Origin of the sequence: Ktedonosporobacter rubrisoli (assembly GCF_004208415.1) — a bacterium.
GTDB lineage: Bacteria > Chloroflexota > Ktedonobacteria > Ktedonobacterales > Ktedonobacteraceae > Ktedonosporobacter > Ktedonosporobacter rubrisoli.
Genome location: NZ_CP035758.1, coordinates 1686315 through 1701679 on the forward strand (window position 1 = coordinate 1686315; position 15365 = coordinate 1701679).

At 50.6% G+C, this 15365-nt stretch carries 15 protein-coding genes; 4 read left to right on the forward strand and 11 right to left on the reverse strand.

Going from position 1 to position 15365, the window contains the following annotated elements; all coding sequences use genetic code 11:
• Positions 1-228: 228 nt before the first annotated feature.
• Positions 229-819, reverse strand: a complete 591-nt coding sequence (locus EPA93_RS07755) for a GNAT family N-acetyltransferase (RefSeq protein ID WP_129886505.1) — start codon at positions 817-819, stop codon at positions 229-231.
• A gap of 174 nt (positions 820-993) precedes the next feature.
• A complete protein-coding gene (locus EPA93_RS07760) occupies positions 994-1689 on the reverse strand; it encodes a VOC family protein (RefSeq protein ID WP_129886506.1) in 696 nt (231 codons plus the stop codon).
• A 455-nt stretch (positions 1690-2144) separates the two neighbouring features.
• Between EPA93_RS07760 and EPA93_RS07765 the strand changes: the two genes are divergently transcribed.
• Positions 2145-2903, forward strand: a complete 759-nt coding sequence (locus EPA93_RS07765) for a TIR domain-containing protein (protein ID WP_129886507.1) — start codon at positions 2145-2147, stop codon at positions 2901-2903.
• 101 nt (positions 2904-3004) lie between these two features.
• Positions 3005-5563 (forward strand): TIR domain-containing protein, encoded by a 2559-nt coding sequence (locus tag EPA93_RS07770; protein ID WP_129886508.1) that lies wholly within the window; start codon positions 3005-3007, stop codon positions 5561-5563.
• A 144-nt stretch (positions 5564-5707) separates the two neighbouring features.
• Here the strand turns inward: EPA93_RS07770 and EPA93_RS07775 are convergent, their stop codons facing one another.
• From EPA93_RS07775 to EPA93_RS07790, 4 genes are all read right to left on the reverse strand, one after another.
• Positions 5708-6364, reverse strand: coding sequence for a class I SAM-dependent methyltransferase (locus tag EPA93_RS07775; protein WP_129886509.1), 657 nt, complete (start codon positions 6362-6364; stop codon positions 5708-5710).
• Positions 6365-6625: 261 nt separating this feature from the next.
• Positions 6626-6862, reverse strand: a complete 237-nt coding sequence (locus tag EPA93_RS07780; protein ID WP_129886510.1) for a hypothetical protein — start codon at positions 6860-6862, stop codon at positions 6626-6628.
• Positions 6852-7163, reverse strand: a complete 312-nt coding sequence (locus tag EPA93_RS07785; RefSeq protein WP_129886511.1) for a hypothetical protein — start codon at positions 7161-7163, stop codon at positions 6852-6854. The genes EPA93_RS07780 and EPA93_RS07785 overlap by 11 nt, the downstream gene beginning before the upstream one ends.
• On the reverse strand, positions 7160-7417 hold the full coding sequence (locus EPA93_RS07790) for a hypothetical protein (RefSeq protein ID WP_129886512.1): 258 nt from the start codon (positions 7415-7417) through the stop codon (positions 7160-7162). Before EPA93_RS07790 ends, EPA93_RS07785 begins: the two co-directional genes overlap by 4 nt.
• 220 nt (positions 7418-7637) lie before the next feature.
• On the opposite strand from EPA93_RS07790, the gene EPA93_RS07795 reads away from it, so the two are divergent.
• Together EPA93_RS07795 and EPA93_RS07800 are read left to right on the forward strand one after the other, a co-directional pair.
• Positions 7638-9566, forward strand: a complete 1929-nt coding sequence (locus EPA93_RS07795) for an AfsR/SARP family transcriptional regulator (protein WP_129886513.1) — start codon at positions 7638-7640, stop codon at positions 9564-9566.
• Positions 9563-9856, forward strand: coding sequence for a Dabb family protein (locus EPA93_RS07800; RefSeq protein ID WP_129886514.1), 294 nt, complete (start codon positions 9563-9565; stop codon positions 9854-9856). Before EPA93_RS07795 ends, EPA93_RS07800 begins: the two co-directional genes overlap by 4 nt.
• A gap of 250 nt (positions 9857-10106) precedes the next feature.
• On the opposite strand, the gene EPA93_RS07805 is transcribed toward EPA93_RS07800, so the two are convergent.
• From EPA93_RS07805 to EPA93_RS07825, 5 genes are all read right to left on the reverse strand, one after another.
• The gene (locus EPA93_RS07805) at positions 10107-10808 is read right to left on the reverse strand and encodes a PIG-L deacetylase family protein (protein ID WP_129886515.1); all 702 of its coding nucleotides are present in this window, start codon (positions 10806-10808) and stop codon (positions 10107-10109) included.
• Between the two features lie 361 nt (positions 10809-11169).
• The gene (locus EPA93_RS49575) at positions 11170-11712 is read right to left on the reverse strand and encodes a hypothetical protein (RefSeq protein WP_242527345.1); all 543 of its coding nucleotides are present in this window, start codon (positions 11710-11712) and stop codon (positions 11170-11172) included.
• A gap of 128 nt (positions 11713-11840) precedes the next feature.
• A complete protein-coding gene (locus EPA93_RS49580; protein ID WP_242527346.1) occupies positions 11841-12521 on the reverse strand; it encodes a GNAT family N-acetyltransferase in 681 nt (226 codons plus the stop codon).
• Between the two features lie 637 nt (positions 12522-13158).
• Positions 13159-13536: a hypothetical protein gene (locus EPA93_RS07820; RefSeq protein WP_129886517.1), complete on the reverse strand. Its 378-nt coding sequence runs from the start codon at positions 13534-13536 to the stop codon at positions 13159-13161.
• A 185-nt stretch (positions 13537-13721) separates the two neighbouring features.
• Positions 13722-14900, reverse strand: a complete 1179-nt coding sequence (locus EPA93_RS07825) for a threonine synthase (protein ID WP_129886518.1) — start codon at positions 14898-14900, stop codon at positions 13722-13724.
• Positions 14901-15365 lie beyond the last annotated feature (465 nt).

A 15365-nucleotide genomic window follows, 5' to 3' on the forward strand; every position in this document is an offset into this window, starting at 1 on the left:
TCGATCAAATTTCTTGTTTCTTTGAGCCTTAGAGAGTTACCTATCAGGCATGGAGTAGGATAGCAGAGGCACATTAAAGCTTCATTGGAAATACATTTGAAACTTTTCATTAAATATGTATGAAGCGCTTCTTTCTCGGTAGTGGATGAGGAAGCAGAGGTGCAAAAAGGACCTGAGCATATATCGCATGCAGTATATGCTAGCTAAGCCTGGATGGAAGATAACTTCCTAACGCTGCATCATGGCTTCGAGCCTTGCTTTGACGGCAGGCCATTCGCTCTGGATAATGCTGTAGTAGACCGAATGGCGGTAGGAGCCATCGGGCATGATGAGGTGGTTGCGCAGCACGCCCTCTTTGACGGCACCCAGGCGGGCGATGGCGCGCTGTGAGTTGGTATTGAGATGGTGGGTGCGCAGCTGAACGCGAATGGCTTCCATCACTTCGAAGGCGTGGCGCAGGAGCAGATATTTGCATTCGGTATTTACCCCGGTGCGCTGAACGGTCGGTGTAAGCCAGGTCCAGCCAATTTCTAGCCCGTAATCGTGAAGCTGAAAACTATGATAGCGGGTTGAGCCTACGACGCAGCCACGTTCAAGGCTGATGATGGCGAATGGCAGGCATTTGCCCGCTTGCTGGTCGCGGAGAACAGAGGCAATGAATTGCTCCATTTCAGCAAGCGAGCGTGGTTGTGGCGTTGGCTTATAAGTCCACAGGCTCGGGTCCTGGCTGGCTTCGTATAGCTCACCGGCATGCTCCAAGCGTAGAGGCTCCAGGCGCACAATACGCCCTTGCAGGGTAACGGGCTCAATCTTCATCATAGCTCTATTTCCTTTCCACAAACCTTTATCTAAGAGGATCGGAGGAAGTGAGGTTTGTATTACGCTTTCATCCCTACTGAAACGGGAACTTCCGCTTATCTTGTTAATTTCAGTGTACCAGAAGCTTGCGAAGCAGCTAAAGAGCCAGATGAGAGAAAAAGAGATCAGCCAATGCTAATCGGGGCCTGCCTGGCTAGCTGGACTAATCTCAAAGCTGTAGGGAAGATCAGCGACCCGAAATCGCTGCTGTATGTTGCCCTGTAAAATCGCATGCACAGGAGCGACGACAGCAGCAGTATTTGTGGGGAGCCAGTGATGCCCAATCTTTACCACTATACAACGGCTAATGAGGTCGCCCACCGGGGCAAAAGTAGCGCTGCCACGGCCATGAAAGCGATTGTGGACAAAATGGTCTTCCAGGAAAGCAGCACTTTCCAGGACATTGGGAACAGGCAGGCCAATTTCACTGATGTTCAACAGGCTCTGGGACCCAAACAAGCCCTCTGCCTCGCTGGGAAGCTCTTCTGGCGCGATCAACTCAAGAATATTGTTGGCTGCATCGCGAAAATAGATCTGATGTCCAGGCCAAAAGCTTGAATTAAACTCATCTTTATCGCCTTCTTTGAGCAAGGTAACGCGCTCTTGTAGCCACTGTTTAGCCTGCGCAAATTGATTGGATGGAATATTGAAAGCAAAATGATAATTCACATCTGGCTGTGTTGTCGCCTGGAAAGTGAGCTTGCTCTGACCTACGAGAACTGTAAAGCTCTGCTCCGTCTCGGCAAGCAGGGGCAGCGACAAGTGGGAAGTATAAAAGTTTCTTTGTGCAGCAAGCTCCGTGGTAGCTAGTGTCAACTCGACGAATTTCATAAATGCGGCTCCTTTCTCGTCTCTCTAAGAAGAGAGGATGCAAATCTGCAGGATATTCAAAGTGCCTGCTTTAATGGTAGCATCAGCAGGTTTGTTAGCCACTGTTCCAAGGGCCAGAGAAGCGCTGTTCGTTGGTACGGTTTTTTTTAGATAGGCTGGCTGAACTTTACGTTGGAGCGTGCTCGGTGGAGATTGCTCGGGCCAGACCAAAGTCTAGAGGGAAGAAGAATAGTATTTTTGTCTTAGAAGGCCAAAAATGGAATAATCTGGTGTATAATTGATAGCGGTAAAAAGGTTTATTCTTAATTCCACATGCTCGAATTTTGTTAAGCTTAGAGAAACGTGTATAAAGAGCTACGTATAAGCTAGCAAGCAGTATAGTAGTAGGTGCTCGACCCGAGCTTAGGCATCTTTTGTTTCTGTTAATTGGATATAGCAAGAAGAGGATATAGAAGATGGACGATTCAGATGCACTTGAGTTTGGGAAAGAGTTAAAGGGACTGCGTGAGCGAACTGGGCTTTCGCGGGATGAGCTGGCCAGGGAGCTTGAAGTAGAAGCATCGGTCATAGCAAGTTGGGAGGCTGGCGAATTACGGCCACGCCTGTATCTGCTTTCCCGGTTAATTGAGGTCATGTTATCCAAAGGTGCGTTTACGGCTGGACAGGAGCGTGCGGAGGCGGAAAGGCTCTGGAAACTGGGGGCAGAGTTTGACGCGACATGGTTTGCAGGCTTGCTTGAGCGACCCAAAGCATCTCCTGTCAAGATCTTTTGTAGCTATATTCATACAGATGCTCGTTTTCTGGATCTTCTGCAGCAGTATTTAGCCCCCTTAGAACGTCAGGGTATCATCGCGCTATGGCATGATCGCGATATTGCTCCGGGCTCTAGCTGGATCACGGAAATCAATGCCCAAATCGAGAGCGCAGATCTTTTTCTTCTGCTGGTAAGCCCGGCATTTCTGGCCTCCGATTTTATAGCAAATAGAGAATTGCCGGACATCATGCGCAGGCACGAGGCAGGTCAGGCCCGCGTGCTTCCCATTCTCCTGCGTCCTGTGGATTGGCAAAACACTCCTCTGGCTAAATTGCAGCCTCTTCCCACCAACCAAAAGCCGGTAACGTTATGGCAGAACGAAGATGAGGCCTTCCTGCAGATAGCGGGAGAAATTCGTCAGATCTGTGAGGAAATACGGGCTAATAGAGCCAGGGGTTAAAAGAAGAGAACATATCAGGGATTGGACTGTCTATATAAGGTTCGGTTGCTTCCTATAATTCTATGCATTAAAAATGATATAGCAAGAAGAGAATATAGAAGATGAGCGATTCAGATGCACTTGAGTTTGGGAAAGAGTTAAAGAGGTTGCGCGAGCGGGTCGGGCTCTCGTTGGAAGAGCTGGCCAAAGAGCTTGAAGTGGGAGTAATGGCCTTGATGCGCTGGGAGTCTGGGGAATCACGGCCAAGCCTGCATGTACTGTCCAGGCTGATCGAGATCCTGCTATCCGAGGGTGCCTTTACGCAAGGACAGGAACGTGCCGAAGCCGAGAAGCTCTGGAAGCTGGGAGCACCAGGTTTGAAATTTGATAAGCAATGGTTTGCAGATTTGCTCAAGAGACGTGAGTCACCTCCTATCAAAATCTTTTGTAGCTTTTCTTATCAAGATACCGATCTCTCGTATCGTTTGTTAGCACATTTAGCTCCATTAATGCGCCGGAACATGATTGATGTCTGGGATGATAGCCGTATCCCAGTGGGAGCTAACTCTCAAGAGGAAATCAAGAGGCAGCTGGAGAGTGCTGATATCATTCTTATGCTTGTCAGCGCTAATTTTATAGCTTCAAACGATATAGCTAATGCAGAATTGGATCGTATTCTGCAAAAGTATGCGACTGGCAAGGTTCGGATGCTCCCCATCCTCGTGCGTCCTGTTGACTGGACACATACTTTCCTTGCTGATTTGCCGGCCCTTCCCCACAATGGAAGGCCTGTATCATTATGGGAGAATCAAGATCAGGCTTTCATGGAGATTGCCAGGGGTATTCGTCGAGTCTGCGAGGAAGTACAAGCTGCTAAAGCAATGGATGAAGAATATGAAAAATATGTGGCAGATACTGTGCTGCAGGAGGAGTATGAGAGTACATTCAGGACTACGCCTGATGAAGAGGGCAGCTTGGAGGGCTGGATAGATGTGCCACGTTCTCCTATGCCAACGGCAGAATATGATGAAGACGAGCTTAGAACGGCGCCTATAGAGGATGAAAGAGATGAGTTTGAAACGCCAGTTGTAGAAAAGAGAAATGCCACGAGTTCTCGCTCACCTTCCACTGGGAAAATGCCTGCTGTAGGTCCTGTGCCCGCAAGCAAGCCTGATCAATACCAGCTTTATGAGGTCTTCAAGAGATCAGGCATTCCTCAAGTAACATTTGTGGAGCGCGAAGATTTTCTGCATTTAAAGCTTGCCCTGGCCCAGCCTGGTCGTGGCGTGGTTATCGAGGGGCCATCGGGTATCGGCAAAACGACGGCTGTAAAAAAAGCTATCGAGTCTCTGGCTGCTGCCTGGCGGCGAGCTGGCAGCGCTATGAGCTTACAGCTATTCAGCGCGCGCAATCCCGAGCACTGTGCAAGGCTGCAAACCCTGGCGAGCTGGCATAGAGGCACGGTTATTATTGATGATTTTCATCGCTTGGATGCTGGCTTACGGACAGAGCTAATCGACTATTTAAAATTTCTGGCCGATACTGAGCCAGAAGATAAAAAACTGGTCATTGTGGGCATTCCCAAAACCGGGCAATCCCTTGTGGATGTAGCTTTTGACCTGGCCACACGTATAGATGTATTTAAGCTTGGCCTGGTGGACAATGAGCTAATTTTACGCATGATCGAGCAGGGCGAGACTGCGCTCAATATTCGCTTTGCGCGCAAAACAGAGATAGCTTTCGCAGCCAGTGGCAGTCTGAATATCGCACAATATCTCTGCTACGATATTTGTGCGTGCGAGCGTATTGAGCGAACGCAGGCGCGCTTGCGCGAAATATCTTACGCTATGAGCGCGTCAATTGAGCAGACGATGGCCGGCCTAAAGCCTAAATTTGCGCAGACGGTTAAGCAGTTTGTGATGCTAGGTGGCTCACGGAATGGTACAACGCTGCGTTTTTTAAAGGAGCTGGCTGGCAGCGAGGAAGGCTTTCTTTCCTTGCCCGAGCTTAAGGCTGCGCAGCCAATGATGGCCCATAGCATCGCCCGTTTCCTCAATGAGCGCTGGATGGATCGGCTATATCGCGACTGTCCGGCCTGTGCGAACCACCTCTTTTTTGATGAGCTTGCGCAAATGCTGGTTATCGACGATCCTCAGCTCGCCTTCTACCTCAAGCAGCAATCTCTCACAGCTCTGGCCCGCGAAGCTGGCAAAAGTCCAGCTCTGTCGCAGAGCAAAGTTTTTGTCTGCTATAGCCGTAAGGATAAGATATGGCTGGAGCGTTTGGAGCCATTTCTCAAGCCCATTGAGCGTACGGGGATTATTGATCTATGGAGCGATACAAGAATTGTCGCGGGCGCGCTGCGACAAGAGGAGCTACAGGAGGCGCTTGAGAGCTCGCGCGTGGCCATCCTGCTCCTGAGCACTGATTTCCTGGCCTCCGACTTTATTACTCAGTACGAGCTGCCCAGGCTTTTAGCACGCGCTGCGTCCGGTGGTACCACAATTCTTCCCGTGTTCGTCAGATTGTGCAGTCTCCTCCATGATCACGCATTGCAGGCCTTCCAGGCTGTCAATGACCCGGCCAAGCCCCTCTCGGCGCTCAGACCAGCCGAGCGCGAAAAGGTGCTGGTGTATATAGCTGAGAACGTCTTGCGTCTCGTTAAGATCCCCGAGCTCTAGCTTGTTCTAACTGGCTTGTTCCATTGAGCCATTAGCGCTGAGCACTGAGCTTCCGTCTGCATGGCTGACAGGTTCAAAGGATGCACGGTGGCAAGCAGGAAGCCGGGGATGCCACTATTCGTGCACCTCAGTTGGGCAATTTCGTTAAGCTGGCGCGTCAGGGCGTTTTCCCCAGGCCAGATAGAAGAACCCCTTCCAGAAGGATTGCCGCTCGGTCTCGCTCAGTTCCTGCTGCATAGTATTCCAGACAGTCTGCCAGGGGCGGCGTTTGAGCACTTTTCCCGTGATGCCATAGCGAGACAAACCTAAGAAAAACAATAGATGATGGCCCCACATGGGCACATTATCTGGCCAGGCCATGTCCAACACGACCCAGCGTCCGCCAAGGGCTAAAGCCTTGCTGCCATGCTGGATGACTATCTCCGCCTGCGGTATAAAGGTCAGCGCAAAGGTTGAGAGGATACCGGAAACCTCTGCCGGAAACTCGTAGGAGGCTGCATCTGCTTGCACCAGTTCCACGTTCTTCCAGCCTGCGGCGACCACGCGCTGTCTGGCTTGCTCAAGCATGGCATCGGTTAGATCCACACCAATAATTCTGCCTTGTGGGCCTACCGCTTCTTGCAATCTGGGAAAATTCAGGCCAGTGCCACAGCCAAGATCCACCACCAGATCACCATGCCTCAAATTGAGCCGTTTAAGCGCTTCTTCCCTCCATGCTTTTAGCCCATGGAAATTGCCCTGATCGTAGCCTCTTGCCAGTTTTCGGTAGAGAGCGATAAGATGAGCATTCGCTTCAGGCATAGTATAGTCCCATCCTTTCCTTTTTATCTCTGCTGGCTTTGGCAACGATTATTCTCCCTCGATTTTAACACCTCTTTCTCCATGCCCACATTGCATTGTGGCTTTTCAACTCAAATGGCCTTTGTCCGAAGTTTCCCAAAGAGAAAAGAGGTCCTGACCCGCTGGAAAGGCCAGGACCCCAAATGAGAGGTCAAAAGAAAATGGTCTCTGATGTGTATCGCTTTCCTAGCGGACAAGCCGGACAAGCAGATTTTTGCGTTCCTATTCCTCCCTTCTCAGCGGCGAAGTGACTTCCTTGCTCGTCTTGGGATCGATAAAGACGTAAAGGTCCTTTTCTTCGTCGTAAATGATGGCGATCTGGTGCAGCTTGAAATAAGCTAAGCAGGCATCAAAGAGCGCAAAGGAGCCTTTCATCATGGGGATATCCTGGGTGACGTTGCCAAGACGAAAGGTGGCATTGAGCGCCCACAGAACGAGCTCCATCACCTCATTCATCATGTGGTGTCTCCTCCTGCGCAGCGAAGACGCGCATATAGGCCTGGCAGTTTATCTCTGTGGCAGCTTCCTTGCCGACGCAGCGGGACAGATGGACGGTGAGGTGATCGACGCGGCGCAATTTGGCCGAGATTATGCTATGGCGAGCCGTGCCCGAGGCCAATCCACTGAGCCCTTGTTGCATAGATGTCAGCTCGGCCTCGATCTGGGCGCGCAATTGGTCTACCTGGCTCGGCTGTGGCGTCGATGCGTGTTGGTGCGCCTGCCCCTGAATAGTCTCTCCTGATTCTTCAGCTCTGTTCATGAGTTGTTGTCCTCCGGTGTGATGGCTGGGAGATGTAAGAAGTAGAGTTGCTGAGAAGTGTCAAAGCCGAAATTGACATGCTCGCGCAAGAGCCAGCGATAGTGTGTGCTGAAAACGCTGGCGATCTGCCGCCGCAACTCAGCTGGCAAGGCGAGTGCATAGGCCTGGTGGGCCCGATTGAGCTGTTGCAGTGCCCAGAGAATCTGGGAAAGGGTAGGCCCTGATGGCCCGGCAATATTCTCACGATGATTCATGATTTCTCATACATCCTTTTTGCTTGCAATCGATCTATGGAGAGCTCTTCATAGATCTAGCAGAAGCATATATAGGTGTGGAGAGCCCGGATATGGAATGCTTACTGTGATGATTTCTGAGAGAAAAGGTGGGAAGAGAAGAAAAGATATGTTAGAATAGAGAGCAAGATATCGAAATATATTACAGAGAACATGTGAAATTTGTTGGGAGGATGAATAGATGGTTGGCAAGGAAGATCCACTTGTGCATGTATCTGTCCGCTTGCTTGGTATATTTCAGGTTGAGAGGAAGAACGAGCAAGATGTCTGGGAACCCATCGATGCCCCGGCCTGGGGCTCAACTTATGCGCGCCCGCTCTTCAGGCGCCTGCTCTGCACTCCCGGGCGCTGCCTTTCCCGCGAACAGTTGATCCGCGATGTCTTACCAGCGGGCAGGGACGACGTGACCACAGATCACTATCTGCACAAATGCGCCTATAAGATCCGCCAGCTTTTTGGCAAGGAGGCTATCACCACCAGTAGCGTTAGCTACCGGCTGGCCGATCAAACCTACATCTGGAGCGACCTGGAAGCGGCTGAAACCCTGATGCAGAAAGCTGAACGACTTGAGAGGAAGCAAGCCTTACCCTTGTTGGAGGAGGCCTGTAAGCTCTTTGGGCGCGGCGAAGCGCTAGAAGGTGAGACGGGACAATGGCATCATGCCATCTGCGCCGCAGTTGAGAGAGAAAAGAAAAGCTGTTACCTGGCCCTGGGCCACATCTATGAGCAGCAAGGGATGCTCTGGAGCGCTGAGAAGATATACCGTGACCTGGCTGCACTCTATCCGCTTGATGAAGCCGCTCTCTGTGCACAGCTGGCCTTTTTGCAGCGTGCGGGAATGAGAACTGAGGCTATTGCCTATTATGAACAGGCGCGAGCGTATTTCGTGGAGGAGGGACTTGAGCTCTCAGCAGAGACGCAAAGGCTGTTGAAAGAGATATCTCATTCGCTTCCTGTACAAGAAATTTTTGCGCCTCAAGCTGCCTCTATCCCCAAAAACGAGGTTGTCTTGTCCTGGATGCTTGCTCAATCACCAGGTATACTAGAGGAAAAAGCAAGCATTAAGCCAGAACAGAAGGGGCAAAACATGGATCAGTCTCGACGTGATTTCTTATTCACACTTGGAATGGTGAGTACCGGATTAATAGCAACACAGGATCTACACTATGAGAGTGATAATAGCAGTCTTCCGGGTGCCTCGGAGGCTTCTATAGGCAATCTTGCTATCATCACCCATCAATTTCGAGCGATGCAGCGTCGTGGAGATATCTCAATTGCGCAAGGCTTGAAAACGCATATCGAGACGATCCAAGGTACGCTTGAAATCACCTCTAACGAGAAACTGAGGCGAGAATTATGGAGGCTTCTCGCTCAAACTCAACTTATCGCCCGTCTGAATCCCCATAAGAGAAGTGATCTGGCCCGATTGAAGACATTGAATGAAATGGCTATTGCAGCAGCACGAAATAGCGGAGACGTTTTTCTTGAAGCGGCCGCTGTAGGCCATCTAGCACATTTGTATCTAAGAGAATATCATGATCTGAGCAAGGCTTCTCAATTTTTTGAGGATGTGTATCAAAAGACACATATATGTCAAGCTTTGCGTGGTTGGATTGCTCTAGTAATGTCATCAATTGCTGCTCGGCAGGAAGATAGACCAAAGTGTGAAGTTCTTATGGCTGAAGCAATGGATATTGCCATTCAGATTCCGCAAACACCACAAAATGATGATCCCTACTTCACTGATTTTAGTATCCTCAGCATCTCTATGTTTGGCGGAAATAATTGGCTTGCATTGGGACAAGCAAGGAAAGCTTATGAAATACTTTCTACGAGGAACATAGAAGAGTTATCTGCGAATCGTCAAGCAAGTGCTTTCTATGACCTGGCACGAACTTATATTGCTTTAGGGGAATTAGAAGAGGCACAGAAATATGCGTTTAGATCTATTGACACTGCCCTTGTAACAGGAAATAACTCTATTCTTCCTCGCTTTATCACATTAGCTAACGCGATCCAAGAGAAATATAGTGGAGAGCCACATGCAACGGCTATTGCGGAATATGCCCAAAGCTGCATGCCAATGAAAGGAAAAGTTCAATACGTATGATTCTTCATGTTGTACTGTTGCGACCCAAACCAGAGGTTTCTCTCGCACAAATACAGATAGCACTTGATCATGTCAAAGATCTGCAACACAAAGTTCCGGGCATCCTTGAGGTGGACGCGGGAGCAAATAAGAACGAATCGAATAATAAGGGCTATACCTATGGCTTTGCTATGCGCTTTGTTGATGAAACCCATTTACAAGCATATGCCCCTCATCCCGAACATCGGGTGGTCGGAGCTGAACTGGTTCAACTGTGCGAGAGTATTATCGACTTTGATCTTCCCTTGTAGCAGAATGCGTTTGTCGTCGTCTCTCAAGAGAACTTGCGCAGTCGCCTATTGCACATATGCCAGATGGGCTTCAATTGATGTCTCTGTTAAGCCAACATAAGTCCGCGCTGGTAGAATGAGGAGGTTTTCCTGTTGGCTGGCTTCACGACGCGTTGTGCAGCCCTGGCCAACATTGATGAATTAGTCCAGATGCGCCTGCAATTGTTCAATATAAGCGACGCCTCCTTCAGAGAGACATCCCGTTAGCCAGTTAGAGCCCAAGATGATGGAACGCTTCGGCAAAGGCATAGCCGCAAGCTTTCCCTGTTTCGACTCCCCATCGGCGTAAGTAGCCATCTGGAGGATTGGCAGGGTTGACCTGGCTCGCATGCGCACAGCGAGCTTCTATCTTTTTATCAATGACATTGCTAATATCTACCCAGTGATTAGGCTCATCAGTATTGAAAAAATAGATCTGCTTGACGTTATGTGCAGGAGCCTCAGCATTGAGGTCGGGAAAGGTGAAGCGATCCCGCGCGACGGCTAGAGCGTCAAAAGCACATATCCCTGTCGCTCGATGGTCGGGATGAAGTTCGTAGCGTTTCCAGGGGTCAAAGGTAAAGACAACATCAGGCCGCCATTTGCGAATCCACAGCGTCAAATCCTTTCTAAGCGAAAGATCTGGCACAAGCATGCCATCATAGTAGCCAGCTAAAAATGTCACGCTCTGGACTCCTAGAATGGAAGCGGCTTGCCTCTGCTCGTTTTCTCGTATAGGGGATAATCGCTCTGGAGTCATGGAAGGATTGTTGCTCCCTTTATCCCCACGTGTCACAGCGAGATACATTATCTCGCACTCTTCGTGTGCAAGGCGGGCCATGGTACCCCCACAGTAGGATTCTGCGTCGTCAGGATGAGCAAATATGACAAGAATGCGCTGAGCAGCGGGTGGGAGTAATATAGATGTAGTCATGAATACAGCTCACTTTCTGTAGGAGATGCAGGCAATAAAAATACTTTCACAGTATATCACTAACAGTGGAAGAGGAAAGAGTCGAACGGCTGGTAAAATTATCAGTTATGGGCGAAAGGCATGATTTGTTGGTGAAAGCTGGCAATGACATGTGCAAGCGAGAAAACCCAGGCTCGCTGAGAACTTAGAGCGGGAAGCTTTGCTAGTGCAGGTTCAAAAAGCTCTTGTGCAAAGAGGGGAAATGTGATGCCTTTCCCCTCTGTCAAAGCCAGTTCCTGCTGCTGTCAAACCGGGACTAAACCGCCAATTCATCCCGCCGAGTTGAGAACCGACCAGCCGGCAGGATGCCTCGGAAGAGAAACTAATTCCATAATATAAAAGACGGACGCGTGGGAAAGAGTGCTCTGAGTACCGGCCTTACCTCCTCGCTGACCCACACATCAGGGAAGACCTGACGGAGGGTTTCGATGCTCCGATGACCGAAGAGGACTTGGAGGAAGACCAGGGGAGGGAAAGCGCCATCGGCGGGAGAACCGTAGACGGGAGCTTGCCAGTCTTCTGCACCGACCAGGCGCCCTCGTTCAAAGACGATGCGAAGGCCACCGCGATAGAAATTCAGCTTGATCTCCTGGCTCAGGCCTGCGACTGACGACGTTGCTAACCGCTGTTCGAGGGCGGGGGCGATATGCAAGAGAAATGCCGGAAGATTCTTCACGCGGATATACCAGGCATGAGGCGGCTCTCTGGGATGATCTAATGCCTCGCCCAGCAGTTCATGGATTGGGTGAGTCGTTCCCAAAGAGAAGCTGATTTCTCGGAAAGCCTCGGTCTCAGGCAGGATAGGTTGGATGCCCAGACTATAGGCGGAGAGCGCACGTAGCACAGAGGGCATAGCTCTTTGCATATTCACTCCTTCGACAAATTCCAGCAGCCAGACGCCCAGGGCCCTGCCACTGCGACGGGCATCGCATGCCAGGAAGCCAACAGTCTTGCCTTCCGTATCAACGATCATCTGAAAAGTAAAGGTATGCCTCAGTTCAGGATGCTGTTTCCAGATTTCGATCTCATAGAGCCATTGCTGGTGTGTCCGAAGGTCTGAGACGATGGAGGTCGTTTGTAGAGTTCCTCTATGAGGGGAATATCGCGGGCAGTGGCCTCACGGAAGATATAGGGCTCAGGCCCATCGTCTTGCGCTTTGGGGATCAGTGCAAGGGGAGTGGCGCGCCAGTCTTCCAGTTCGAGGGCATATTCATAGCCGAACTGACGATAGAAGTAGACGAGGCCAGTAATGGCCTGGACAAGATCTCCTTCGGCCTCGCTGCGCGCGTGAACCATCTCAAAGAGCGCACGAATGAGGCCCCGATGGCGATACTCTGGGAGAGTGGCAACCGCCTCGGGACGCCCGACCCCGAAAGGGATGCCCTCGTAGGCCCAGGTATGCTTCCACAAACAGGTGGAGGCCACTACTGGGTTCCCTTCCCGGTTCTTATCCTCAATGATGCCGAAATCTTGTGGTCCCATCAGAGGATAATCTCCGTTCATCAATCCCCGGATTTGCCTGAGATAGTGAGCGTTTGGCGGAGCGTCTGCCTGCTCACGATGAACGAGAGCGTGCAAAGTCGCGATACGTTCGGTATCTTCGGCGGTGGACCAGCGCAGCACCAGTCCATCGCCTAAGTCACGATGAAAGGAGCTACTACGAGCTATGTGCATAGGGTTCTCCTTTTTGCTGAACAAAGAGTGAAGAGAAAACACGCGCCTCAAGAGAGCAACAACATGCCCGTGAAAGGTGAGGCTGTGCAGGGCATCAGGAAATGTGTCTCATGTGCGTGAGGCGCGGGAACGTGATCCGAAAACCAGGAAGACGCCTTACCTGCAAATGGGCACAATGATCCTCTGGGCCAGAGTGGAAGTGGGCTTATGATAATGGGAAGAAAGGGAAAACATGACCAGAGAGAGGCGTGATGCCGTATGAAGGGATGATAGCATGTTTCTTCTGCCTTTCTTGATCATCTGTGGCCGTGTCCTATGATGGAGTTATCATAGAGGCATCTTCATGATTCTACTAGATGAGGTCAGGGCTGTCAAGCCGAGGCAGAATAGTCTCGAATGTGAACCTCCATGAGCGAGGAAGCATGAAGCCGTTTGTGTGAGCAGTTCAGCCTGCTCACAGCGAAAATAGCACCTACACGTTGTCTTACCTCTTGAGTAGTCAAAAGCCGCGTGGGTTCGACAATGGCACGCTTGCCATGAACCCACTTCGGCTCAATACAGTGAAGCCAGGGAATTTGGTGAGCAACCAACAAAGTTCTGTTTAGAGCAGTCTTATTTATCCAGAACTCGCGTAGTGCTAATTGTGATTAGGGCTGTTGTAGAACACGGCATTGACCAGGAAGATGATAAAGCTGAGCACGGCAGCTCCGACGAGGCCCAAAAATCCTGAGCCAGAGGCCATAACTATAGCACCCATTAGCGCAATCATAATGACAGAGATCATGGCCAGGACAAAACGCTGATTTGAAGATTTTTTATTTGGTTGTGCATACACTTTGCCAGCGGCATTCTGAGACATGCGTTGCGAAAGCCGCTGGGCCAGGGAGTCAACAAACTCGTCGTCATACATTCTCTCCTGCCCTGAGGGAGCGTGGGGTGTTTCGTATTGCTGTTGCGCTCCCTCATAGCCGCGATAGGAATAGCCGTCATCAGCGTTCATCTGCGGTGTCATCATCGTTTGTTCTCCTGATAAATATTTCTACTACTTTATATATTCTCTTCAAGGCATTGCGAGTATATGCCATATTTTACGTAGAATTACGTGCTAGAGTTGCAAAAACTTCCAGGCCAGGACAATAGTTTTGTGGACTATCTTTGCCTGCTCCTGGCCCGGTGATCAAATCATGGGCAGCTCTGGCGTCAGGCTGCCTTCAAGCCGGCGCCACAGAGAGAAATTACTACCTGGCCTTGTGGTATAGCTTGACGCATCTCATTGAGATAACTTGCGGCAACCGACGTATTCGCTAAGTTCTGCCCTTCAGGAGCATTGAGCGCACATAAATAGCCAGCATAAGGTACGGCTGCCGTTGGTTCAACATAGAGACCCTGGCGGGCGAGGCCGAGGCGGGCCGTTTCAATCTCTGCTTCCGAGACGGTGATGATTGCTCCGTGGCTCTCTCGTAGGGCAGCTAAAATCTGCCTACTTCGCGCGGGTGCTGCAATAGCGATGCCTTCAGCTACTGTGCCTTTATTCTCAACAGGGGCAGCATCTGCCTCATTGTGCTCAAAAGCCTGGGCGAGAGGCGCACAATTTTCGGCCTGCACAGCGAGCAAACGGGGCAGGCGCTCAATCAGACCTGCACGCAACAAGTCCTGGCAGCCATAATAAGCGCCAAGGACTAACGTACCGTTGCCGACCGGTAAGATCAAGCTATCTGGCATATGGCCGCCCAATTGCTCCCAGATCTCGAAGGCGTAGGTTTTTGTACCCTGATAGAAGAAGGGATTGTAGACATGACTGGCATAGAAGACACCACCGCGCTCTACGGCAGCGATAGCCGCAGCGGCCGTATCTTCACGGCTGCCCGCGATGGCATGAACGCTAGCGCCATGTGCAGCAATCTGCTTGAGCTTTTTGCTTGAGGCTGAAGCAGGAACATAAATATCGCAAGTAATTCCCGCCCTTGCCGCATAGGCAGCGATAGCTGTGCCGGCATTGCCGCTACTGTCGGCGATCACGTGCTCTACCCCCAGCTCAGCAGCCTTGGCGATCAGGACTGCGGCACCTCGATCCTTAAAAGAGAGCGTTGGCATGCTATAGTCCATCTTGAACCAGGCCCCTGGCTGCTGGATTGGTAACTGAACAAGCGGCGTATAGCCCTCGCCCATAGTCACCTTCTGCCAACCTACGTAATTTGGGTCAAAGGGCAACGCTTCCAGATAGCGCCAGAGCGTAGGTGGGCGTGAGTTGATGCGCTCGCGGGGAAAAGAAATAGGGAAGGTAGCCAGATCGAACAATCCTCCGCATGGACAACGCCAGAGCAGGCTACCTGGCTCGTAAATTTGCTGACAGCGGCTACAGACCAGTTGGAATGCCATTTTTTCTCCCTCTTTTTGCTAGACGCTTTGGAACTTACAATGCCGAGAATCACTTACCAGAATAGCACATCTAATAAGCCGGCGTCTGTAAAAAAGTAGAGATTTGGTCCTCCAGGCGTGTAACTTTGTGATGTCCTGTCTCCAACGTCAGGCGGTGAATCAACAAGAACTGAGCCCTGCCCAATATTCTTAGGCCCTTGACAGCAAAGCCCCTGGCCAGTTAGACTTGAAGATAGTAGAAACACCGGTTAAAGTGTTACGCTGGCTTGATAGGCCAGTAATCTGAAAGGAGCGTGCCATGCAAGTTGAGAAGAACACCATCACTATGCAAGCAACACGTCTCCAGGAAGGCCATGTTTCTCTAACCTTATGCTAGAATAACTAACACCTATTATCATACAGCGTAGGCCATCCTGATCAGGGTGGCCTTTTTTTGAGAGAAACCAGACCGTGATGCTTGCGGCC

Bases quoted from the DNA above. Each gene is read 5' to 3' on its own strand.
- EPA93_RS07755 (WP_129886505.1), bottom strand. From the start codon at position 819: ATGATGAAGATTGAGCCCGTTACCCTGCAAGGGCGTATTGTGCGCCTG.
- EPA93_RS07760 (WP_129886506.1), bottom strand. From the start codon at position 1,689: ATGAAATTCGTCGAGTTGACACTAGCTACCACGGAGCTTGCTGCACAA.
- EPA93_RS07765 (WP_129886507.1), top strand. From the start codon at position 2,145: ATGGACGATTCAGATGCACTTGAGTTTGGGAAAGAGTTAAAGGGACTG.
- EPA93_RS07770 (WP_129886508.1), top strand. From the start codon at position 3,005: ATGAGCGATTCAGATGCACTTGAGTTTGGGAAAGAGTTAAAGAGGTTG.
- EPA93_RS07775 (WP_129886509.1), bottom strand. From the start codon at position 6,364: ATGCCTGAAGCGAATGCTCATCTTATCGCTCTCTACCGAAAACTGGCA.
- EPA93_RS07780 (WP_129886510.1), bottom strand. From the start codon at position 6,862: ATGATGAATGAGGTGATGGAGCTCGTTCTGTGGGCGCTCAATGCCACC.
- EPA93_RS07785 (WP_129886511.1), bottom strand. From the start codon at position 7,163: ATGAACAGAGCTGAAGAATCAGGAGAGACTATTCAGGGGCAGGCGCAC.
- EPA93_RS07790 (WP_129886512.1), bottom strand. From the start codon at position 7,417: ATGAATCATCGTGAGAATATTGCCGGGCCATCAGGGCCTACCCTTTCC.
- EPA93_RS07795 (WP_129886513.1), top strand. From the start codon at position 7,638: ATGGTTGGCAAGGAAGATCCACTTGTGCATGTATCTGTCCGCTTGCTT.
- EPA93_RS07800 (WP_129886514.1), top strand. From the start codon at position 9,563: ATGATTCTTCATGTTGTACTGTTGCGACCCAAACCAGAGGTTTCTCTC.
- EPA93_RS07805 (WP_129886515.1), bottom strand. From the start codon at position 10,808: ATGACTACATCTATATTACTCCCACCCGCTGCTCAGCGCATTCTTGTC.
- EPA93_RS49575 (WP_242527345.1), bottom strand. From the start codon at position 11,712: ATGCAAAGAGCTATGCCCTCTGTGCTACGTGCGCTCTCCGCCTATAGT.
- EPA93_RS49580 (WP_242527346.1), bottom strand. From the start codon at position 12,521: ATGCACATAGCTCGTAGTAGCTCCTTTCATCGTGACTTAGGCGATGGA.
- EPA93_RS07820 (WP_129886517.1), bottom strand. From the start codon at position 13,536: ATGATGACACCGCAGATGAACGCTGATGACGGCTATTCCTATCGCGGC.
- EPA93_RS07825 (WP_129886518.1), bottom strand. From the start codon at position 14,900: ATGGCATTCCAACTGGTCTGTAGCCGCTGTCAGCAAATTTACGAGCCA.